Source organism: Rhodococcus mengyinensis (assembly GCF_048381435.1).
In the GTDB taxonomy this organism is placed as follows: Bacteria; Actinomycetota; Actinomycetes; order Mycobacteriales; family Mycobacteriaceae; genus Rhodococcus_F; species Rhodococcus_F opacus_D.
The window spans coordinates 67,764-89,530 of record NZ_JBLWIT010000137.1 but is presented as its reverse complement, the minus strand read 5'-3'; the positions used below and the strand labels follow the sequence as shown (position 1 = coordinate 89,530).

Genomic DNA, 21,767 nt, shown 5'->3' with positions numbered 1-21,767 from the left:
ATGACCGCAGTGCACCCGATCCCGACCGACGCCCGGAACATCGCGGCGATGACACCCAGCGCATACGTCACCGCGGACACGCTCCGGGCAGGCGATCCGAAGGAACACGAAATGGTTCACCTGAGCAGCGGCGACGAGAAGTTCACCGTCGGCTCGTGGCGCGCCGAGCCGTATCGCGAGTACATCGAGTCCTACCCGGGCGACGAATACACCCGGGTGCTGGAGGGTTCGGTGACGCTGACAGCGGACGACGGCGTCTCGCACACCTTCGGACCCGGCGACGCGTTCACCCTGACCAAGGGGTGGCGCGGCGAGTACCGCGTCGACGAGCCCCTGCTCAAACAGTTCGCCATCTATGTTCCCTGATCGCACACCACCACTTTCGAGCCCGAGGGATGACGATGCCTGACCCGACCACACTCGACGACTGGACCCGGCTCGCCGCGACGATCACGCCGCGCCGGGAGCTCTTCATCGACGGCGCGTTCCGTCCCGCCAAGTCCGACGAGACGTTCGACTCGATCAACCCGGCCACCGGTGAGCTGCTGGCACGGGTGGCGGCCGCGGACGCCCCGGACGTCGATGCCGCGGTGCGGTCTGCGCGCGAGGCGTTCGACTCGGGCGTCTGGTCGCGGAGCCCGGCGTCCCACCGCAAGCGGGTCCTGCTCCGGCTCGCCGAGCTGATCCTCGAACACCGGCACGAGCTCGCCCTGCTCGACTCCCTCGACATGGGCAAGCTCGTGGTGGAGGCGCTGACCGTCGACGTCCCCTCGGCCGCCGAGCTTTTCACGTTCTACGCCGAGGCCCTCGACAAGATCGGCGGGGAGATCGCGCCCACCGATCCCGGGAGTCTCGCGCTCGTCTCCCGCGAACCCCTCGGGGTCGTCGGGGCGGTGGTCCCGTGGAACTTCCCACTCGACCTCGCGGTGTGGAAGCTGGCGCCGGCCCTCGCAGCGGGCAACAGCGTCGTCCTCAAACCCGCCGAGCAGGCTCCGCTGTCGGTGCTGCGGCTGGCCGAGCTCGCCGCCGAGGCGGGCCTGCCCGACGGCGTCCTGGGCGTCGTCCCCGGGTTCGGCGCCACCGCCGGGGCGGCGCTGGGCCTGCATCCCGACGTCGACGTCCTCGCCTTCACCGGCTCGACAGCGACCGGGAAGCGATTCCTCCGGTATGCGGCGGACTCGAATCTGAAGCAGGTCTGGCTCGAATGCGGAGGCAAGAGCCCCAACCTGATCTTCGCGGACGCCGACCTCGACGACGCGGTGGAGAAGGCGGTCTTCGGCGCGTTCTACAACCAGGGCGCGGTGTGCTCGGCCAACTCCCGGTTGCTGGTCGAGGAGTCGGTGGCCGAACAGGTGACCGCGGCCCTCGTCCGCCGGGCGTCGTCGATCCGCCCCGGCAATCCGCTCGATCCCGCCTCCACGCTGGGTGCGATCGTCGACGAGAACCACGCTCGCACCGTCGCGGGGTTCATCGACCGCGCCCGGTCCGAGGGTCGGGTATTGCTGGGCGGCAACAGGACCACCGTCGACGGCCGCGGGTCCTTCGTCGAGCCGACGATCTTCGCGGACGTCGCACCCACCGCCGAGGTGGTGACCCGGGAGGTGTTCGGCCCCGTCCTCACCGTCCAGACGTTCACCGACGAGGCCGACGCCGTCCGGATGGGTAACGACAGCATCTACGGCCTGGCCGCCTCGGTGTGGACCGAGAACCTGAACCGGGCACACCGCGTCTCCGCGGCACTGCGGGCGGGGACCGTCTCCGTCAACACCGTCGACGCCATCAGCGCGCAGACCCCGTTCGGCGGGTTCAAACAGTCCGGGTTCGGTCGCGACCTCTCCCTGCACGCGATGGACAAGTACACCGGACTGAAGACGACGTGGATCCGGCTGCGGCAGTGAGCGGCACGACACCGGGTTGAGCTCCCGACCTCGCCGGGCGAATGTACCCGTCGGCGCTGCCGAGGCGCCCGAAGGTACATTCGCCCCGAAACGTGGCACCCCACATGGGCACGTCGAGCCGCTAAGCTGGCGCCATGTTCGCCCTCGTCCCTTCGGAACCCGATCCTCGATTACGTTGTGTCACAGCGTTTCATGGCCGCACCTCCACGATTCCGCCGATCACCGTCCGCCGGCTCGATGCGGGCGACTGGGGGTCGGTGCTCCGGATCTATTCGGAGGGCATCGCCGGCGGGCTGGCCACTTTCGACACCGAGACCCCGACACGGTCGGAACTGGACGCGCGCTGGCTGGGCGGGCACCGCTGGGTGGCGGAGGTGGACGGGACGGTCGCCGGATGGGCGGCCCTGTCCCCCGTGTCCTCGCGGCGCTGCTTCCGCGGGGTGGCCGAGAACTCCGTGTACACGGCCAGGGAGTTCCGCGGCGCGGGCGTCGGGACCGCGCTGATGCGGCGGCTCATCGACGAGGCGGACTTCTCGGGCATCTGGACGCTCCAGGCCTCGGTGCTGGCCGTGAACACCGGGTCCATCGCGCTGCACCACGCGGTCGGCTACCGGACGGTCGGGGTGCGGCAACGACTCGCGCAGATCGACGGCGTCTGGCACGACAGCGTGCTGCTCGAGCGGCGCCGGGAGACCTGACACCGCGGCGACCCCGGGATACCGTGGAGGGATGCTCCCCGTCATCGATTTCGCCGAACTGGACACTCCGGCCGGGCGGGAGCGGCTGCGGGAGATCACCCACCACGTGGGGTTCTTCTACCTCGACGGGCACGGCGTCGACCGCGAACTGCTCGACCGCGTGTTCACCGTCGCGAGGGAGTTCTTCGCCCTGCCCGAGGCCTCCAAGCAGTCGATCGCCATGCTGAACAGCCCCCATTTCCGTGGCTACAACCGGGTGGGCGGCGAACTGACCAACGGCGAGACCGACTGGCGGGAACAGATCGACATCGGCCCCGAGCGGCAGCCGATCCCCGGTGCCGCCGGCTACCTGCGACTGCAGGGTCCCAATCAATGGCCCGCGGATCTCCCCGACCTCGAGAAGACGATCGAGGCCCTCGACGCCGCACTCGCCGACGTCGGGATGCGACTGCTGCGGCACTGGGCCGCGTCACTCGACGCCGATCCGGCGATCTTCGACGACGCATTCGCGCACGCCCCCGCCACGCTGATCAAGGTCGTCCGCTATCCGGAACGGCCGAGCGCCGACCACACCGGAGAGCAGGGCGTCGGCGCCCACAAGGATTCCGGCGTGCTGACGATGCTGCTCCTCGAACCCGGGTCGTCGGGACTCCAGGTGGAAACCGAGACCGGCGACTGGATCGACGCGCCTGCCCGCGCCGGCTCGTTCGTGGTGAACATCGGCGAACTCCTCGAGGTCGCGACCGGCGGGTACCTGAGGGCCACCCGGCACCGCGTGCTCACCCCGGCCGGTGCGCCCGAGCGACTGTCCGTGCCGTACTTCCTCAATCCTGCCCTCGACGCCACCGTCCCGACCATCGGGCTGCCGCCGCACCTGGCCGAACGTGCCCGCGGCATCGAACTCGATCCGGCGAATCCGCTCTATCGCACGTACGGCGAGAACGCGTGGAAGAGCCGCACCCGCGCGCACCCCGACGTCTACGCCCGCTGGTATCCGGGCGAGGCCGAACCGGAGTAAACGCGCGCCGCCACCGGGAGTATTGTTCCCGCAGTGTTGTTCCTGACCTCTCGGCGCTACGTCGACCTCCGCCTGCAGGCGAGCGCAATCTGTCCGCGCTCGCGCTGACGCACCTCTCCACTCAGGACTCTCTCTCGCCGTATCCGCCCCACCGGGCGACGTTCCACGGCCCCATGCGAAAGGCACACCCATGCCCAGTCCCGCGCTGTCCACGCGCGCCGAGACCACCTCTCGACGCCGTCTACCCCAGTGGGCCACATCCTTCGGCCCCCAGATCGTCACCGGGCTCGTCGTCGGCGTCATCCTCGGACTCGTCGCCCGCGCCATGCCCGTCGCCGCCGACGGCAACGAGAACTGGCTCGTCGGAACCGTCCACACCATCGGCTCCAGTTACGTGAAACTCCTTACCGTCGCGGTGATCCCGCTGGTGTTCACGGCCATCGTCAGTTCGATCGCCAACCTGCGCGAGGTGGCGAACGCCGCGCGCCTCGCGGTCCAGACACTGCTGTGGTTCGCGATCACCGCGTTCATCGCCGTCGTCATCGGGATCGTCATCGGACTCGTCACCCAGCCCGGATCCCACACGACCGTCACCGGCGCCGGCAAGGAACCGGCCACCACCGGCTCGTGGTGGGCGTTCGTCACGGGCCTCGTGCCCAGCAACTTCCTCGGCCTGAACGCGAAGACCACCCTCACCGAGGGCGCCGCCAGCACGTCGCTGAGTTTCAACGTGCTGCAGTTGCTCGTCGTCGCGGCCGCGATCGGCATCGCCGCACTGAAGGTCGGGGCCAAGGCCGAACCGTTCCTGCAGTTCAACGCGTCACTCCTCGCGATCGTGCAGAAGGTGCTGTGGTGGATCATCCGCCTCGCACCGATCGGGACCGCCGCGCTGATCGCGAACGCCGTCGCCACCTACGGCTGGGACGCCATCGGCTCGCTCGGCTGGTTCACCGCCGCCGTCTACATCGGCCTGGCCATCGTGTTCCTCGTCGTCTACCCCGTCCTGATCCGCGCGCACGGACTGTCGGTGCGCGCCTTCTACTCCGGCGTCTGGCCTGCCACGCAGCTCGGCTTCGTCTCCCGTTCGTCGATCGGCACCCTGCCCCTCACCGAGCGGGTCACCGAACGCAATCTCGGTGTCCCCCGCGAGTACGCGTCGTTCGCGGTGCCGCTCGGGTCGACCACCAAGATGGACGGCTGCGCTGCCATCTATCCCGCGATCGCCGCGATCTTCGTCGCCGAGTTCTACGGTGTGCCTTTGTCGTTCACCGACTACCTGCTGATCATCGTGGTCTCCGTGATCGGATCCGCGGCCACCGCGGGCACCACCGGCGCCACCGTCATGCTGACGCTCACGTTGTCGACGCTGGGACTGCCCCTCGCCGGTGTGGGCCTGCTGCTCGCCGTCGAACCGATCGTCGACATGGGCCGCACCGCGGTCAACGTCACCGGGCAGGCTCTCGTCCCGACGATCGTCGCGAAGCGGGAAGGCATCCTCGACGAAGCCCGCTACAACGCCGAACGGACCGGCGACCCGTTCGAGGACGACGAACCGGTCGCCGCGAAGTAGCGAAATAGTCGACGAGGGCCTTCCGCACGTGGAAGGCTCTCGTCATGGCCGACCTCGACGCGATCAAACGACGGATCGTCATGCAATTCCAGCGGCACGTCGCCAACCCGCTCTCCAGGCGACTGTCGAGCCAGACGCTCCTCGAGACCACCGGCCGCGTCAGCGGGCAGCCCCGCGTCACGCCCATCGGCGGCCGGCGCACGGGCACCGAGTTCTGGCTGGTGTCCGAGTTCGGTGAGCGGTCGAACTACATCCGCAACATCCGCGCGAACAATGCCGTTCGGCTGCGGATTCACGGCAGGTGGCACGCGGGTACCGCGACGCTGCTTCCCGACGACGACGCCCGCGCCCGGTTGGCGCAGCTTCCCCGGATGAACAGCGTCGCCGTCCGGGCCGTCGGCACCGACCTCCTGACCGTCCGCATCGACCTCACCGACTGAGGTCAGCCCACAAACGCCCACGGAATAGTTACCCGCACCCGCAATAGCGTCCGCATCTGACCAATGTCCGTGCATCTCCGAGCGGGGCCCAGCGTCCTGGCCAGGTGTGATGTTCGCGACTATGCGTTCTGCCTGCACGCTCGGCGCGGATTTGGTACCGCTCGTCGGCTGCGGATCGAGCTACTTGCTCTCGAGACTTAGCCTCGGCTAATCTGCGATTTCGCGCGGACCTGCGAAAGTTCCGCACCTCAGACAACGACGTCTGCCTCACCGGCGTATCGGTTCGGGGCCGGTTCTCTGCCGTGATCCTCTCGCCGACGCCACCCGTGCGCCCAGCACGGCCCCATATTCGGCGAGTATCGCGAGGAGACAGTCGGTTGAACACGAGTGCCACCGAGTCCGGCCTGTACGACAGGACGCTCGACAAGAGCAGCTGCGGCGTGGGCTTCATCACCCGCAAGGACGGCATTCAGACCCATGACGTCCTCACCCGGGGCCATGAGGCCCTGTGTGCTGTTCCTCACCGTGGTGGCATGTCGGCGGAGGGTGTCGGCGACGGCGCCGGTGTCTGCGTCGACTTGTCGGTGCCGTTCTTCCGCACGCTGACCGGTCAGGACGATCTCGAGGCCGGCCGGTTCGGTGTCGGCAACTTCTTCCTCCCCACCGACGTGGCGTTCCACGGCGACGCGGAGGCCGTCATCGAGCGGGCTCTCGCCGATCAGGGTTTGCGGGTGCTGCTCGAGCGTGACGTGCCCGTCGACGCGACCGTGCTCCGGCCCGCCGCGATCCGGCACCAGCTGCCGATCCGGCAGTGGGTGTTCACCGCGCCCGACGCGTGCGCCGACGAGACCGAGTTCGACCGTCGCATCCACGACGCCCTGCTCGCGATCGAGGCCGTCGCGTACACCCAGCCGGATCTGGCCGGGCTGTACCCGCTGTCGCTCAGCGCCCGCACCCAGGTGCTCAAGGGCCGCCTCAACTCGAACGAGGTGATGCCCTACTTCCAGGACCTCGTCGACCCGGCGCACGCCATCCACACCCTGTACTTCCACACGCGGTTCTCGACGAACACCGACCCGCACCCGACGATGGCGCAGCCGTTCCGTCTGATGGCGCACAACGGCGAGCTCAACACGGACAAGAAGAACCGCCTGTCCGAGACGGCGCTCGCTCGTGCCCGGAACCGGGAGATCGTCCGCCCGCACGGCCAGTCCGACAGTTGCCGCCTGGACCAGACGCTGCAGAGCCGGGTGGTGGAGGACGGTCTCGACCTGGTGACCGCGGTGGTGTCGATGATGCCGCCGGCGTGGGAGAACGACTCCACCCTGTCGTCCGAGGTCCGGGCGATGCTCGAGTACTTCTCGCTGTACGAGGAGAAGAACGACGGCCCGGCGGCGCTGATCTTCGGTGACGGCACCGTCGTCGGCGCCCGGCTCGACCGGCTCGGACTGCGTCCGCTGCGCTCGGTGGAGACGGACGAGTACCTGTGCGTCACGTCCGAGGCCGGACAGATCGACTTCGACCCCGAGACGGTCCTGCACCGCGGACGCATCGAGGCCGGCGGAATGCTGTACTTCGACCACCGTGAGGGCCGCTCGTACTCCACCGACGAGGCACTCGAGCTGCTCGCCTCCCGGAACGACTACCCGACGCTCGTCGCGGAGGCTCGCCGGACCATCGAGGCGCTGCCCGAGGTCGAGGCCGAGCCGGGACCGCTGCGGTACAACGGCGACCTCGAGCGCACCCAGCGCTACGTCGCGTACTCGCACAACCAGGAAAGCTTCAAGTTCATGATGGACCCGATGCTCGCGTCGGGTCAGGAGAAGATCTCCGCGATGGGCTACGGCAACGCCATCAACGCGCTCTCCGATCAGGAAGGCGGGGTGGCCAAGTACTTCTCGCAGCGGTTCGCCCAGGTCACGAACCCTTCGCTCGACAGCATCCGTGAGGCCGACGGCATGACGCTGCGCGTCGCGCTGGGCGCCAAGCCGAACAGCGGGGCGCGGTCGGCGCCGCAGATCGTGGTGCCGTCGCCGATCCTCACCCACATGGACATGCTGCGGATCCGCAAGCAGTCCGAGACGCCGGTGCAGCGTTTCCCGATGCTGTACACCCCCGTCCACGGTGACTCCGCCGCCAATGCGGCCGCGCTCGAGGCCGCGGTCGACGGGCTGTGCGACGAGGTGGAGGCGTTCGCCCGCGAGCAGGGCGGCATCGCGATCGTCACCGACCGTCACGTGGCCGCCGACCGCGCCGCGCTGCCGATGATCGTGGCGATCTCCGCCGTCAACCAGCGGCTGATCGAGGAGGGCCTGCGCCTACGGGTGTCCGTTGTCGCCGAGAGCGGTCAGATCTCGTCGTCGCACCATGTGGCCGCCGCCCTCGGTTTCGGCGCCGCCGCGATCTACCCGCTCGCCGTCCGTCTGCGCGCCGAGGAGAAGTTCGCCGACGAGGCGGATGTGGCGTTCAAGCGGTTCGCGAAGGCCGCCGAGAAGTCGCTGATGAAGACGATGGGCCGGGTCGGCCTGTGCACCGCCGAAAGCTACATCGGCGGCGAGTTCTTCGAACCCAACTACCTCGACACCGACGACCGGGTGCTGCGCCGCTACTTCGCGAACGTGAAGACGCCGGTGGGTGGTGTCGGGTTCGCCGTCATCGCACAGGCCGTCGCCGACTGGCACCAGCGCGCCCTGACGGTCACCGGGGAGAAGGACGTCCCGCTGCTCGGTCTGTTCAAGGAGCGCGCGGAAGGCGCCGGTCACTCGTACGGCACGGCGGCCGTGCGTGGCTTCGTCGACCTCACCGAGGAGCCCATCTCGTTCGACACGGCAGGCACGCAGGACCACACGGAATCGCTGCGACTGCTGCCGCTGAACCGGCTCGAGGACGCGTTCGGTCTCGACGACGACGCCTACCGCAACGCCGGCTTCCAGAAGCTGACACCCGAGGCGATCGACCGCTTCGAGATCACCCCCGGCTACCGCGCCTTCGCACGGACGATGGCCGAGGAGCGCACCCGTCGTCCCGCAGCGCTGCGCGACGTGCTGGATCTGCCTGCGGACGTCACGTTCCTCACCACGGCAGCCGAGTTCCGCAAGCAGATGGGCCGCTTCTCCCGCAAGGGCAACAACAGCTTCGCGGTGCGCGGACTCGAATCCGAGGCCCTCGGCGAGGACCGGTTCCGGTTGCGACTCACCGGCCCCCACGCGGGCGAGGCCCGTGTGCTGGCGGCGCTCGGCGAATCGCTGGCGATGCGGTTCGGCGACGACCTCCTCGAGCACAGCGTGGACGGCGATGCCCTGCTCGTGCGCACGTCCGGTGAGGCGCTGCGATGTCTGTCGCTGCTGCGCACCGCTCCGGCGAGCCTGCCGATCGAGCAGGTGCAGAAGGCCAGCGAGATCACCCCGTTCCTCACGTCCGGCGCCATGAGCCACGGCGCGTTGAACTCCAACGCGCACGAGGCCGTCGCGCACGGCACCAACATGGTCGGCGGCATGTCGAACAGCGGTGAGGGCGGCGAGCACATCTCGCGCTACGGCACCATCCGCGGTTCCCGGATCAAGCAGTTCGCGTCCGGCCGCTTCGGTGTGTGGGCCGGGTATTTGGCCGACCCGATGCTCGAGGAACTCGAGATCAAGATCGCGCAGGGCGCCAAGCCGGGCGAGGGCGGGCAGCTGCCCGCACCCAAGGTGACCGTCGAGATCGCGGCCGCGCGTGGCGGCACCCCCGGTGTCGAACTCGTCTCTCCCCCACCGCATCACGACACGTACTCCATCGAGGACCTCGCGCAGCTGATCCACGACTGCAAGGCGGCGCGGGTCCGCGTCATCGTCAAGCTCGTGTCCTCGGAGGGCATCGGCACCATCGCGGTGGGTGTCGCGAAGGCCGGCGCCGACGTCATCAATGTCGCGGGCAACACCGGCGGCACCGGTGCCGCGGCGGTGACCAGCCTCAAGTACGCCGGACGTTCGGCGGAGATCGGTGTCGCCGAGGTTCATCAGGCGTTGTGCGCCAACGGGTTGCGGCAGAAGGTGCTGCTCCGTTGCTCCGGGGCGCACCAGACGGCGAGCGACGTCGTGAAGTCGGCGCTGCTCGGCGCCGACAGCTTCGAGTTCGGCACCACCGCGCTGATGATGCTCAAGTGCGTCATGGCCAAGAACTGCAACGTCAAGTGCCCGGCCGGTCTGACCACCAATCCCGAGCTGTTCGACGGTGATCCGCGGGCGATGGCGCAGTACCTGCTGAACATCGCGCACGAGACCCGCGAGGTGCTGGCCGAGCTGGGGATGTCCTCGCTGCGCGAGGCCCGGGGCCGCTCCGATCTGCTGCAGCTCCTCGACCACCCGTCGAGCGTCGGCCAGCTCGACCTGCGCGCGATGCTCGCCGTGGTCGAGGAAGTGACCATCGGCGATCCGGTGTACCTGGAGAAGGACTACACCCTCGACGACGGCTGGCTCGTGCAGCTGCGCGCCGCACTGGTCGAGCAGGGCGAGGCCACGGTCGAGCTCGGCGACGGGGTGCACCTGAGCAACCGCAACAAGAGTGTCGGCGCCCAGCTGGCGGTCGACATCGAGCGGATGTTGAACCACGAGCTCACCGATGTCGAACTGCCCGCGGTGCTCCGCGACGAGCGCGGCCGCGGCTACCTGCGCGACGGCAGCGTCCGGATCGCCACGTCCGGATCCGCGGGCCTGTCGTACGGTGCGTTCTGCAACGACGGCATGACCCTCGTCCACACCGGAACCGCCAACGACGGCGTCGGCAAGGGCGCCAACGGCGGCAGCATCGTCGTGCGCTCGCCCGGTGGCGGCTCCGACCTGCACGGCGGCAACGTGCTGATCGGCAACTTCGCACTGTTCGGCGCCACCGGTGGACGCACGTTCGTCGAGGGTCAGGCGGGCGACCGGTTCGCCGTCCGCAATTCGGGTGCCACCGCGGTGGTCGAGGGCGTCGGCGACTTCGCGTGCGAGTACATGACCAACGGCGCCGTCCTCAACCTCGGCGGCTTCGGCAAGGGTGTCGGCAACGGGATGAGCGGTGGCTTCGTCTACCAGTACGACCCCGAGGGCAAGCTGCCCGGCAAGGCCAGTGCGGACTCGATCCTGCTCGGCTCCATCACCGGCGACGACGAGCACGCGGCGCTGCACCGTCAGGCCGTGCACGTGCTGCTCGGGTGGCACCTCGAGGCCACCGGTTCCGCCAAGGCGGCATGGTTGCTCGAGAACTGGGAGACCGAACAGCACCACTTCGTGTACGGCATGCCGCGCGCACTGCTGCAGTACCAGGACAGCGACGAGATCCTGAAGGCCAAGCCCCGCAAGGAGCTCGCCGACGAACTCGCCGCCGCACTGGTCGCGCACCAGGTGCGCAAGTTCAAGCTGGACTACCGGGACGGTCACGCGGTGCTGGACGGCGCCGTGCCCGGCTACGGCGAGGCCGACACCGAAGCCATGTTCGCACTGCTGAACAACTACACGGTGCTGAACGCGGCGCAGGAGATGGCGCTGTCCAAGCTGCCGGGTGCCGCGGATCCGTCCGATCCGGCGGTCGACAAGGCCGTCCGCAACCTGCTGCTCACCGAGGACTTCTTCCTCATGCAGCGGTTGCAGCGGTACGCGCGGGAAGCGTTGAAGGACTACAGCGACGAGGACCTGGCCGTGATGGTGGCGGCCAAGCGTCTCGCCGACTACAAGGATGCGCTGCGCCGCCGCAACGTGCGGTCCATCGACGCCCCCGGCACGTACGGCTGGATCCTGCACCAGGACGCCAAGAACGTCGACAAGATCGGCCGGCTGCCCGGTTTCGAGGAGCTGTTCGCGCAGCACGCTCTCCCCGATCTGATCCCCACGAGAGACGTGGTCCCCTCATGAAGATGCCCTACATCCCCCAGGACGCCCCGTTCAGCGAGGACCAGCGCGTGTGGCTCACCGGCTTCCTCGCCGGCATGAGTTCGCGCCTGGTCGTCGGCGGCTCCGACGCGCCTGCTGCGGCGGGCGGTGGGCAGTTGCCCGCCATGCACGTGCTGTATGGCAGCCAGACCGGGAACGCCGAGGGTGTCGCGGAAGACGCTGCGGCCGCGGCCCGTTCGCAGGGCTTCGCGCCGGTGGTGAGCGCGCTCGACGATGTCGACACGGACGCCCTCGCCGCCATGCACCGCGTCCTCGTCGTCACCTCCACCTACGGTGAGAGTGAGATGCCGGACAACGCCGAGCTGTTCTGGCAGGCGCTGGCGGCGGAGACCGCGCCGCGACTGGAGAACTCCGACTTCGCCGTCCTCGCGCTCGGCGACACCGGCTACGACGGGTACTGCCAGGCCGGCAAGATGATCGACACCCGGCTCGAGCAGCTCGGTGCCCGCCGCGTCACTCCGCGCGTCGACTGCGACGTCGACTACGAGGACACCGCCGCCGCGTGGGTCGCCGACACCCTCCCCCTGTTCGCGGCCGTCGAGGGCATGCGCGGCGAGTCCCCCGTCGCCGATGTCGCCGAGCCCGAGACGAAGCCGGCCCGGAAGCGGTCGCAGTGGAACCGCAAGAACCCCTACGCGTCCACGCTCTCCGTGAACCGGCGGCTGTCGAGTGACACGTCCGCGAAGGAGATCCGGCACTACGAGTTCGCGCTCGCCGACAGCGGTCTCGAGTACGAGACCGGTGACGCGCTCGGTGTGATGCCGATAAACGATCCCGCGCTCGTCGACGCCCTGGTGTCCCGGCTGGGCATCCCGGCGGATGCCGCCGTCACCGGCAAGGAGTGGCCGTTCAGCGATCTCCTGCTGCACGGGTACGAGATCTCCACGCCGAGCCACGAATTCATCGACGAGATCGAGAAGCGGGCGGGCGACGAAGAACTGAGCCACGTGCTGCGGCACGGCGACAAGGAAGCCCTCGACGCCTGGTTGTGGGGCAAGGACGTGCTCGACCTGCTGCTCCTCGAACCGTCGGTGACCCTGACCGCGGACGAGTTCGTCGGGCTGCTGAAGCCGTTGCAGCACAGGGCGTATTCCATCTCGTCCAGCCCACTCGCCAACCCCGGCAGCGTGCACCTGACCGTCGCCAGCGTCCGCCACAGCTCGGCCGGACGCGACCGCGGCGGCGTGTGCTCCACGTTCCTTGCCGATCGGATCGCCGAGGGCGGCAGCGGCGGGATCTTCGTGTCGAAGAACAAGTCGTTCCGCGTCCCCGCGAACGACGACGCACCGATGATCATGGTCGGCCCCGGCACCGGCATCGCGCCGTTCCGCGCGTTCCTGCAGGAACGGCAGGCGCGAGGCGCGTCGGGACGCAACTGGCTGTTCTTCGGCGACCAGCACCGAGCGTCGGACTACATCTACGAGGACGAGATCGGCGCGATGAGCGACAGCGGTCTCATCACCCGACTCGACCTCGCCTTCTCCCGCGACCAGGCGGAGAAGATCTATGTGCAGAACCGGATGGTCGAGAACGGCGCGGAGTTGTTCGCCTGGCTCGAGGACGGCGGCCACTTCTACGTCTGTGGCGACGCCACCCAGATGGCGAAGGACGTCGACCGGGCCCTGCACGAGGTCATCGCCACCCATGGCACCCTTTCCACCGAGCAGGCCGCCGACTACGTGACCACGCTCAAGAAGGAAAAGCGCTACCTGCGCGACGTGTACTGACCACGTCGGCAGCAACTCACGAGGAGCAAGAACAATGGCAGTGGTGATTCTGTACGGCAGCGAGGGCGGAACCTCCGAACTGGTGGCCGACAACATCGCCGACGTGCTCGGCGACTACGGCGACACGTCCCTGTACGACATGATGGAGTTCGACGCGGGCGATCTCGACCCCGAGAATTTCCACGTCATCGTGTGCTCCACCTACGGTGAGGGCGAGCTGCCCACCGGCGCGGAACCCTTCTTCGAGGGTCTCGAGGAGGACGAACCCGACCTCACCGGTGTGCAGTTCGCGCTGTTCGGCCTCGGCGACAAGGTGTACGAGGAGACCTACAACCGCGGCGGCGAGATCATCGCGGAGAAGCTCGTCTCCCTCGGCGCGGTCCAGGTGGGCGAACACGGCAGGCACGACGGGTCCAGCTCGATCCGCCCGAAGGATCAGGCCGAGGAGTGGGCCAAGAACATCGGCGAGGAATTCCTCGGATAGCACCTCACACCGGGAGCCGCGACTGCACGCTCCGCACCCAGTCGCGGCTCCCGTCGAGGTAGCGGTCCCGTGCCGACGCGAACAGGCGGACGCTGTCGGCGCCGGGCCAGTCCGCGGGCAGCATCCCGGTAGGCAGGCCCGGGTCGATGTACGGAATGATGCGCCATTCGTCGAGCAGCGGAACGAAGCGGACGAACGCCTCGCGCGGCGACACCTCCTCTGCGGCAGACAGAGCGACCCGGTGGCGGTCCAGGAAGTCGCGGTGCCGCGCGGCGATGCCGTCCAGGTCCCACCACCGCGTCGCCGCGTCCCCCATCGAATCGGGGACGAACACCGACGTGGACACGAACGTGGTCACGTACTCGGACAGGCCCAGCGCGGCGACGATGTCCTGGACCTCGCGGGCGAGGTACTCGGGGGCGATCCACAGGCCGGGCGACACGGTTCCGCAGCCGATCCAGCCGAGTCGCCTGCGCAACTGGTGCCGCACCGCCCGTTGCGATTCGGGGATGGTGAACGAGATCAGCCGCCAGGGGTCGGTGTCCGCCATCTGACGGAAGCCGAAGATCCGCGGATCGCCGCGCCTGAACATCGCCTCGGCCTGCTCGGTCACCTCGTACCCGCTCCGCCCGTCGCGGGTCAGCGGCCGCAGCACCCCCTTCTTCTTCAGGCGGGCCACAGCGATGCGCGTCGATTCGGACGGGATACCGACGGCCTGCATCAATTCCACGAAGTCGGCGATCGCCACCCACCCGCCGAGGTCGCGCACGTACGCGCCGAGGACCGTTCGGATCAGCGACGTCGCGCTGCCGGGCCGCGAATCGAAGTCGTCGAGGATCGCGCTCGCCGGTTCAGTCGGTGAGTTCATCACGGATCGCGAGTATCCCGGCGCACACCTCACCGAAGCTGGTACTCAACGGGCTCAGGCCGAGCCGAAGCCCCTGCGGGGCCCGGAAGTCGGGGATGACGCCCTTCGTCCACAGTCGCTCGACGACGGTCTGGAACCGCGGGTGGTCGATGATGACGTGACCACCCCGTTCGGCGGAATCCTCCGGCGACCCGATCTCCGCACCCAGCGGAACCAGAAATTCGCGCACGAGGTCGAGTGCGTACTCGGTGAGCGCGATCGACTTGGCGCGCACGGCGTCCATGCCGACCTCGTCGAGGAGTGCGAGGGTGTCCTGCAGTGCGATCATGCCGAGGACCGACGGCGTTCCGCTGATCACCCGCCGGATGCCGGGCGCCGGGCGGTAGCCCTGCTCCATCGCGAACGGGTTGTCGCGGCCCATCCAGCCCCAGATCGGCTGCACGAAGTCCTGCTGATGGTCGGCACGAACGTAGGCGAACGCCGGTGAGCCCGGTCCGCCGTTCAGATACTTGTACGTGCACCCGACCGCCAGATCGACACCCCACGTGTCGAGTTCGAGGGGAACCGAGCCGACGGAGTGACACAGGTCGAGCAGCAGGAGCGCACCGGCGTCGTGTGTCACGCGAGCGGCGCCGGCGGCGTCGACCAGGTACCCGGAGCGGTAGGCGACGTGGCTGAGCACGACGAGCGCGGTGCGTTCGGAGACCACGGACTTCAGGTCGTCGACGGTGACGCCGCCCCGGGTATCGGACTCGATCCACCGGAGCGTGAGCCCGAGTTCTCCCGCGACGGCCTCGAGCACGTACCGGTCCGTCGGAAAGTTGTCGCGGTCCACGACGATCTCGGGGCGGTCCGGCCGCAACGCGAGCGCACCTCGCGCGAGTTTGTACAGCAGGACCGTCGTCGAGTCGCCGATGGTGGTCTGCCCGGCGGCCGCGCCGAGCGCCACCCTCGCGAGAGTGTCACCGATCGTGATCGGCAGGTCGTACCACTCCTCGTCCCACCCGCGGATGAGCCGGCCACCCCACGACTGGGTGACGAAGACGCCTATCCGCTCGGCGCTCGCCTTGGTGGGTCGGCCGAGCGAGTTGCCGTCGAGGTAGGCGGGCACCGAGGGGTCGTCGGCGCCGATGAACAGGTCTCGGTACGGGCGCAGCGGGTCCACGGCGTCGAGTTCGGCGGCGCGGGCAGCCGGCACATCGGTCGAGGTGGTCATCATCGTCCGATCTCGGTGCGCACGGCCAGCAGTTCCGGGAAGAACGTCAGGTCCAGCGCCTTCTGCAGGAATCCCACTCCGCTGGACCCTCCCGTTCCGGATTTCATGCCGATGGTCCGCAGCACCGTGCGCATGTGACGGAAGCGCCACAGCTGAAAGTTCTCCTCGAGGTCGACGAACTCCTCGAAGGCCTCGTAGACGGCCCAGTGTTCGTCGTGGTTCTCGTAGACGAACTTGATCAGGGGCAGCAAATCCTCGTTCAGCGTGTAGGCGGCGGTCACGTCGCGGTCCAGCGCGGAGGCCGGCACGTCGTACCCGAGCCGCGCCAGACACTGCCAGAACGCGTCGTACAGGCTCGGCTCGGCGAGGAGCCGTTCGAGCAGATCGTGGGCGGCGGGATCGGCGTCGAACACCGCAAGCATTCCGGCGTTCTTGTTGCCGAGCACGAACTCGACGGCGCGGTACTGGTAGGACTGGAACCCGGACGAATTGCCGAGGAACCGGCGGAACTCCGAGTACTCGGTGGGGGTCAGCGTGGCCAGCACCGACCACTGTTCGGTCAGCGTCTTCTGGATGTGCTTGACGCGGGCCACGCACTTGAGCGCCCGGCCGATCTCGTCCTCGTCGAAAGCGGCTCGGGCGGCGAGCGTTTCGTGCAGGACGAGCTTCAGCCAGAGTTCGGTGGTCTGGTGCTGGATGATGAACAGCAGTTCGTCGTGATGCTCCGGCCGGCTCACCGGTTTCTGCGCGCTCAGCAGGGTGTCGAGGTCCAGGTACGAGGCGTAGCTCATCCGCTCGCTGAAGTCGGTGACGATGTCTTTCTCGATGGCTCTGGTGTTGGCCTGCACGCCCATGACCGTCCTCACTGCTGGTGTTCGAGTTCCGGGCTCCGCCCTCCATATTACATAATCGTGGCGACCGCTACAGTTGTCGAATACGCGCCTCGCAGCTCGGTGATTGACCAGACGTCACGGCCCCAACCGACGCTTACCGTTCCGCGTCAGCAGGAGCTGTGATCGTGGTGGTGGTCGTCGGTGTGGGTCTCGTCGTCCGCGTCGGTAGCTCTGGTGGCGGCAGCATCCAGGTGGTGGTCGGCTCCGACGAGCGTGTCACCGGGAGCACCTCGAACGACGTCTGCACCACCATGGACGGGGTCGGCAGACACCTCAGACCGGCCACCTGGAAACCGCGACTGCCGCGGTTCGGCACCGCCGCGCGGAAGTCGGCGACGCTGCCGACCTGACGGGTCTCGCCCAGGACACGATCGCCGAACTCCACCGCCCACGGCCCGCCACAGGTCGGAAGACTCGTCGCGTGATATTGAATGCGGTCGCCCGGCTGCCCGCGCGGCGGAGTGAGGACGAGGACCGGCCCGGCGGGATCGAGCATGCGCGTCGCGTCCCTGTCGGGTTCGCTCGACGCACCGCCGCCGGTGTGGAATGCGAGCAGGACAGCAACAGACCCGACGAATACCGTCGTGGCCAACCAGGGCGTCTGCCGCACCGACCTCACCTCGCACCCTCAATTATGCGGCTTCGCCGTCCGTGCGCACCGACTCAGCGCGCATCCGAGAGAAGACCACGCACAGAGCCACCTCACCCAGGACACGAACACCCGTGGCCAGATGTCGTCACGGGTACGTACGGTGACCCGGTGACCGAACCAGCCCGCAGAGTCGACATCGTCTTCGCCCCCGGAGCGGTGGCGCACCGTGGAACCGCGGAGGAACTCGTGGGCCGGGCGCTGGATGCGCGCGGCCTGACCGGTGGGTTGACGTTCGCCGCGGACACCGCCCGGTTGGAGCGGGCCGTGCGGTCGGCGGCGGGGCGAGGCGAGTTCATTGCCGTGCCCGGTGCCGGGGCCTCCTTCACCGCCCCGGCCGGCGGAGCGATCCGCGTCGATTTCGGGGAGTGCGAGGCCGACCGCTCGCCGGGCACCCGGGTCCACATCCGGGGGCGCGGACTCGACGGACTCCGCTACGCCGTCGACAGTTGGTATCACCACCGCTTCCATCCCGGACGGACCGTCCGCTACGGCGACCACCCCGATCAGCGAGTGGAACTGCGGATCCCGGGCGCCGACGGCCCCTTCCCCGTCGCCGTGCTGATCCACGGCGGATTCTGGCGTCCGCGTTGGGAGTCCGACTTGATGGACGCGTTGGCAGTCGACCTGACGGCCCGCGGGTACGTCACCTGGAATGTCGAGTACCGGCGGGGCACGGAGAACCGATGGGCAGCAATGGCGTCCGATGTCGCCGACGCCGTGCAGGCTGTCGCGACGGTGCCGGAGGCGGACCCGGAGCGGGTCGTGATTCTCGGCCACTCGGCCGGTGCTCAGCTCGCGCTCCGCGCCGCCGCCGACGCCGCGACCGAGGACGCAGCGGTTCATCCGGCACTGGCCGTCAGCCTCGCTGGGGTGCTGAATCTGCGACTCGCCGGCGAACGCCACCTCGGCGAGGGCGCGGTGGCGGACGCCGTCGGCGGCGACCGGGCCGGCGACCGTGCGACGTACGAACGGTCGTCGCCGATCGAGCGACTGCCGCTGGGCACCGCTCAGCTGGTGGTGTGCGCCGTCGACGACGAGCCGGACATGCTGGAGATGAGCAGGGAATACCACGACGCCGCCGCGGCGACCCCCGACGACGTCGTCCGGATCGAGGGGCCCGGCGATCACTTCACCGTCATCGATCCGGAGAGCGAGATCTGGCGAAGGACCGCAGAGGCGATCGACGCCCGGATCAGACCTCGGACAGCGTCGACTCCGCCGCCCGCAGCCCGGACCCGGACCGGCCGCGTAGCAGATCCGCGCACCTCTCGGCCATCGTCATGACCGTGACGTTCGGGTTGACGTGCGGCAGTTTCGGCATCGCCGACGCGTCGACCACTCGCAGTCCTCGAACCCCCTTGACGCGCAGTTCCGGGTCGAGCACCGCCATCGGATCGTCGACGGCGCCCATGCGGGCCGTGCCCGCGGGGTGATACACCGTGTTGTGGGTCTTGTGGATGTAGTCGAGGATCTCGGCGTCCGTCACCGCGTCGGGTCCCGGCGCCAGTTCGCGGGCAATCCACCCGCGTAGCGCCTTCTGCTCGGCGATCGTGCGGGCCAGCTTCACCCCGGACAGCATCACCCGGTCGTCGTGGCCCTCGCTGTCGGTGAAGTACCGGGGGTCGACCTTCGCGCGATCGCGGAAGTCCCGCGACCGCAGCCGGACCGTTCCGCGGGAGCGGCCCTGAGTGACGTTGGGTGTCAGGCAGAATCCGTTGTCGGTGGTCGGGTAACCCCACCGCAGGGTGTTCATGTCGAACGGGACGCTGCCGTAGTGCATCATCAGGTCGGGATGGTTCAGGCCCTCCCGGGTGGTCGCGAACAGTCCGATCTCCCACCACTGCGTCGATTCGGTAACCATCGGCTGGGACGCCTCCCAGAACACGAGGCCCTCGACGTGATCGTCGAGGTTCGATCCGACACCGGGCGAGTCGACGCGCACGGGGATCCCGAACTCCGCGAGATGCTCCGCCGGACCGATACCCGACAGCATCAGGAGCTTCGGGGTGTCGATCGCCCCGGCCGTCACCACCACCTCCCGTCGCGCCGACACCGTGTCGTAGCCGGTGAGGTCGGGACGCTGGTACCGGACGCCCGTCGCCGTCTGCTGTTCGTCGAACAGGATCTCGCTCACCCAGCAGCCGGTCCGGACCTCCAGGTTGGGCCGGGTCCCGAGGATCGGGTGCAGGTAGGCGTGCGACGACGACATCCGGGTGCCGTCCTCGGACGCGTTGATCTGGAACCACCCGGCACCGTTGAGCACCGTTCCGCCGCGGTTGAATGCGACGGTCGGCAGACCGACCGCGGCTGCGGCGTCGAGAACCGCTCGGCCACAGGGGTCGTTCGGCGGGACGTCCCGCAGCCGCACGGGCCCGCTGCGGCCGTGCCCGTCGCCGGGGGCGTCGTTGCTCTCGAGCCGGCTGACGTACGGGAGGATGTCGCGCGCACCCCAACCCGACGCCCCCATCGCCTCCCAGTCGTCGAGTGCCTCGGCCGGCGGCCAGAATGCGATACACGAGTTGTGGGACGAGCAGCCACCGAGGACCTTGGCCCGGGCGTGCCGCATGAAGCTGTTGCCCTTCTCCTGTGGCTCGACGGGGTAGTCCCAGTCGTAGCCGGAGTCGAGCAGATGCATCCATTGGGACAGCTCGAGGATCGCCCGGTCCCCGACGTCGGACGGGCCCGCCTCGAGCAGGCACACCGTTACCGACGGGTCTTCGCTCAGACGTGCTGCGAGTGCGCAGCCCGCGCTGCCACCGCCGGCGATCACGTAGTCGAATTCCCCTGCAGTGCTCTTCGATTCGTCGTCGGTCATCGGGCGAGCTCCTTGTCGTTCGGTTCGGATTCCGGCGCGGTCGTTACCACCGCCGCGCAGTGTGACGTCAACGTTCCGATGTGGTGCCGGCCGGTGGTGAGGTACCACAGCAGGCCGAACCCGAGGATGATGCCGATGTAGACGAAGGCGCCCCAGGTGTTGTACCAAGGTTCCCCGTACACGGCCTCGCGTGGCCACGCGAGGTTGAGGGCCATCCCGATTCCCCAGACGAGTGCGACGATGTTGACGGGCAGTCCCCATCTGCCCATCGTGAAGTAGCCGCCCTCCTTCAGGTCCCGCGGCGGCCACTCACCCCGCAGCCGTTTCTTCAGCATCGGTCCGGTGACCATCAGGTAGGCCAGGTAGATCATGATGATCGCGATCGACGTGAGCACGGTAAAGATGTGCGGTTGACCGATGTTGACCACCAGGATCAGCGCGGCCACCACCCCGATGGTCACCGCAGGCACGACGGGTGTCCGCGTCCGCGGGTGGACGCGGGCGAGCCGCTCACCGAACGGGAGGGCGTTGTCGCGGGCCATGGCGAAGGTCAGCCGGATCGCGGCGGTGTGCACCGCCAGCGAGCAGACCGTCACCGCAATCACGATGCACACCAGGAAGATCGTGCCCAGCGGACCCCACATCACCTGCTCCACGATGTACTGCAGGCTGCCGTCCGACGCGCCGATCTTCGGATCGTCGAGGTCGGGTGCCGCCATCACGGCGAACACGAGGATCGCGCCGCCGATCACGAACGACGCGAGGATCGCACGGAAGATCGCCTTGGGGGCGGTGCGGCGGGGTTCGACCGTCTCCTCGCCCAGCGAACTCGCGGTGTCGAAGCCGTACATCACGTAGCCCGACGCGAGCGTCGCCACCAGGAACGCACCGAGGTATCCGCCGCTTTCGCCTGCGCCGTACCCGTGGGTGGAGAAGAACACCTGCGGGCCGCGGGTCATGTTGGCGGCGAGGATGATCGCGATCAGCACCGCCGCGATGATCTCGATGAACACCCCGGCGCTGTTGATCATCGCCATGAGACGGACACCGAGCGCGTTGACGACGGTGGTGAAGCCGATCATCACCGTCCCGAGAATGACGGCGTTGGTGGCGAAGTCGTGTTCTCCGGTGCCGTCACCGATGATCTGGAAGCCGCTCCACAGCCGCGGCAGGTTGAGCTGCAGCGCCAGCACAACGGCCGACAGGGTGACGATCGACGCGGTGAGCATCAGCCAGCCCGCGGACCACCCCACTACTCTGCTGCCGAGCGTCTTCGCCCAGTTGTACACGGAGCCGGCGATCGGATACTTGGCGGCCAACTCCATGAAGCAGAGCGCCACGGCGAGCTGGCCGACGAACACCAGCGGCCACGACCACAGGTAGGCGGGGCCTGCGGTGCCGAATCCGAAGTAGAACAACTGGAAAGTGCCGGTCAGGATGGAGATGTAGCTGACGCCCGCGGCGAAGCTCGCGAACTTGCCGATACTGCGATCGAGGGACTCCTTGTAGCCGAACTCCTCGAGTCCACTGTCGTGATCGCCGGTCGTATTGTCGGTACTGATCATTCGATCACTTCCTG

16 protein-coding genes are annotated in these 21,767 nt (G+C 68.5%); 10 read left to right on the top strand and 6 right to left on the bottom strand.

Annotation, left to right across the window (positions count from 1 at the left end):
• The 9 genes from ACNJ7E_RS34450 (at window position 1) to ACNJ7E_RS34410 (ending at window position 13,744) form a co-directional block, all read left to right on the top strand.
• Window positions 1-366 carry a cupin domain-containing protein gene (locus ACNJ7E_RS34450; protein ID WP_105413473.1) on the top strand — a complete coding sequence of 122 codons (366 nt, stop codon included), beginning with the start codon at window positions 1-3 and terminating at the stop codon, window positions 364-366.
• A gap of 35 nt (window positions 367-401) precedes the next feature.
• Window positions 402-1,898: an aldehyde dehydrogenase gene (locus ACNJ7E_RS34445; RefSeq protein ID WP_418341990.1), complete on the top strand. Its 1,497-nt coding sequence runs from the start codon at window positions 402-404 to the stop codon at window positions 1,896-1,898.
• A 134-nt stretch (window positions 1,899-2,032) separates the two neighbouring features.
• Window positions 2,033-2,596: a GNAT family N-acetyltransferase gene (locus tag ACNJ7E_RS34440; protein WP_280782079.1), complete on the top strand. Its 564-nt coding sequence runs from the start codon at window positions 2,033-2,035 to the stop codon at window positions 2,594-2,596.
• Between the two features lie 31 nt (window positions 2,597-2,627).
• Window positions 2,628-3,614, top strand: a complete 987-nt coding sequence (locus ACNJ7E_RS34435; RefSeq protein WP_280782080.1) for an isopenicillin N synthase family dioxygenase — start codon at window positions 2,628-2,630, stop codon at window positions 3,612-3,614.
• A 190-nt stretch (window positions 3,615-3,804) separates the two neighbouring features.
• Window positions 3,805-5,184, top strand: coding sequence for a dicarboxylate/amino acid:cation symporter (locus tag ACNJ7E_RS34430; RefSeq protein WP_280782081.1), 1,380 nt, complete (start codon window positions 3,805-3,807; stop codon window positions 5,182-5,184).
• A gap of 44 nt (window positions 5,185-5,228) precedes the next feature.
• Complete coding sequence (locus ACNJ7E_RS34425; RefSeq protein WP_280782082.1) at window positions 5,229-5,624, top strand: nitroreductase/quinone reductase family protein; 396 nt, start codon at window positions 5,229-5,231, stop codon at window positions 5,622-5,624.
• 377 nt (window positions 5,625-6,001) lie between these two features.
• A complete protein-coding gene (locus tag ACNJ7E_RS34420; protein ID WP_418341989.1) occupies window positions 6,002-11,494 on the top strand; it encodes a glutamate synthase-related protein in 5,493 nt (1,830 codons plus the stop codon).
• Complete coding sequence (locus ACNJ7E_RS34415) at window positions 11,491-13,260, top strand: sulfite reductase subunit alpha (protein WP_418341988.1); 1,770 nt, start codon at window positions 11,491-11,493, stop codon at window positions 13,258-13,260. Before ACNJ7E_RS34420 ends, ACNJ7E_RS34415 begins: the two co-directional genes overlap by 4 nt.
• Before the next feature lie 34 nt (window positions 13,261-13,294).
• The gene (locus tag ACNJ7E_RS34410) at window positions 13,295-13,744 is read left to right on the top strand and encodes a flavodoxin domain-containing protein (protein ID WP_005252412.1); all 450 of its coding nucleotides are present in this window, start codon (window positions 13,295-13,297) and stop codon (window positions 13,742-13,744) included.
• Between the two features lie 4 nt (window positions 13,745-13,748).
• Here the strand turns inward: ACNJ7E_RS34410 and ACNJ7E_RS34405 are convergent, their stop codons facing one another.
• The 4 genes from ACNJ7E_RS34405 to ACNJ7E_RS34390 all read right to left on the bottom strand — a co-directional run bounded on the left by ACNJ7E_RS34405 (window position 13,749) and on the right by ACNJ7E_RS34390 (window position 17,331).
• Window positions 13,749-14,612 (bottom strand): PaaX family transcriptional regulator, encoded by an 864-nt coding sequence (locus ACNJ7E_RS34405; protein WP_418341987.1) that lies wholly within the window; start codon window positions 14,610-14,612, stop codon window positions 13,749-13,751.
• Window positions 14,596-15,831 (bottom strand): kynureninase, encoded by a 1,236-nt coding sequence (locus ACNJ7E_RS34400; protein ID WP_418341986.1) that lies wholly within the window; start codon window positions 15,829-15,831, stop codon window positions 14,596-14,598. Before ACNJ7E_RS34400 ends, ACNJ7E_RS34405 begins: the two co-directional genes overlap by 17 nt.
• Window positions 15,828-16,682, bottom strand: coding sequence for a tryptophan 2,3-dioxygenase (locus ACNJ7E_RS34395; RefSeq protein ID WP_280782087.1), 855 nt, complete (start codon window positions 16,680-16,682; stop codon window positions 15,828-15,830). Before ACNJ7E_RS34395 ends, ACNJ7E_RS34400 begins: the two co-directional genes overlap by 4 nt.
• Before the next feature lie 133 nt (window positions 16,683-16,815).
• Window positions 16,816-17,331: a hypothetical protein gene (locus tag ACNJ7E_RS34390; protein WP_280782088.1), complete on the bottom strand. Its 516-nt coding sequence runs from the start codon at window positions 17,329-17,331 to the stop codon at window positions 16,816-16,818.
• A gap of 150 nt (window positions 17,332-17,481) precedes the next feature.
• Between ACNJ7E_RS34390 and ACNJ7E_RS34385 the strand changes: the two genes are divergently transcribed.
• A complete protein-coding gene (locus ACNJ7E_RS34385; RefSeq protein ID WP_280782089.1) occupies window positions 17,482-18,657 on the top strand; it encodes an alpha/beta hydrolase family protein in 1,176 nt (391 codons plus the stop codon).
• Here the strand turns inward: ACNJ7E_RS34385 and ACNJ7E_RS34380 are convergent.
• Entirely contained in the window at window positions 18,566-20,188 is a 1,623-nt protein-coding gene (locus tag ACNJ7E_RS34380) for a GMC family oxidoreductase (protein ID WP_280782090.1), read from the bottom strand. The genes ACNJ7E_RS34385 and ACNJ7E_RS34380 overlap by 92 nt on opposite strands.
• A complete protein-coding gene (locus ACNJ7E_RS34375; protein WP_418341985.1) occupies window positions 20,185-21,753 on the bottom strand; it encodes an APC family permease in 1,569 nt (522 codons plus the stop codon). The genes ACNJ7E_RS34380 and ACNJ7E_RS34375 overlap by 4 nt, the downstream gene beginning before the upstream one ends.
• Between the last annotated feature and the right edge of the window lie 14 nt (window positions 21,754-21,767).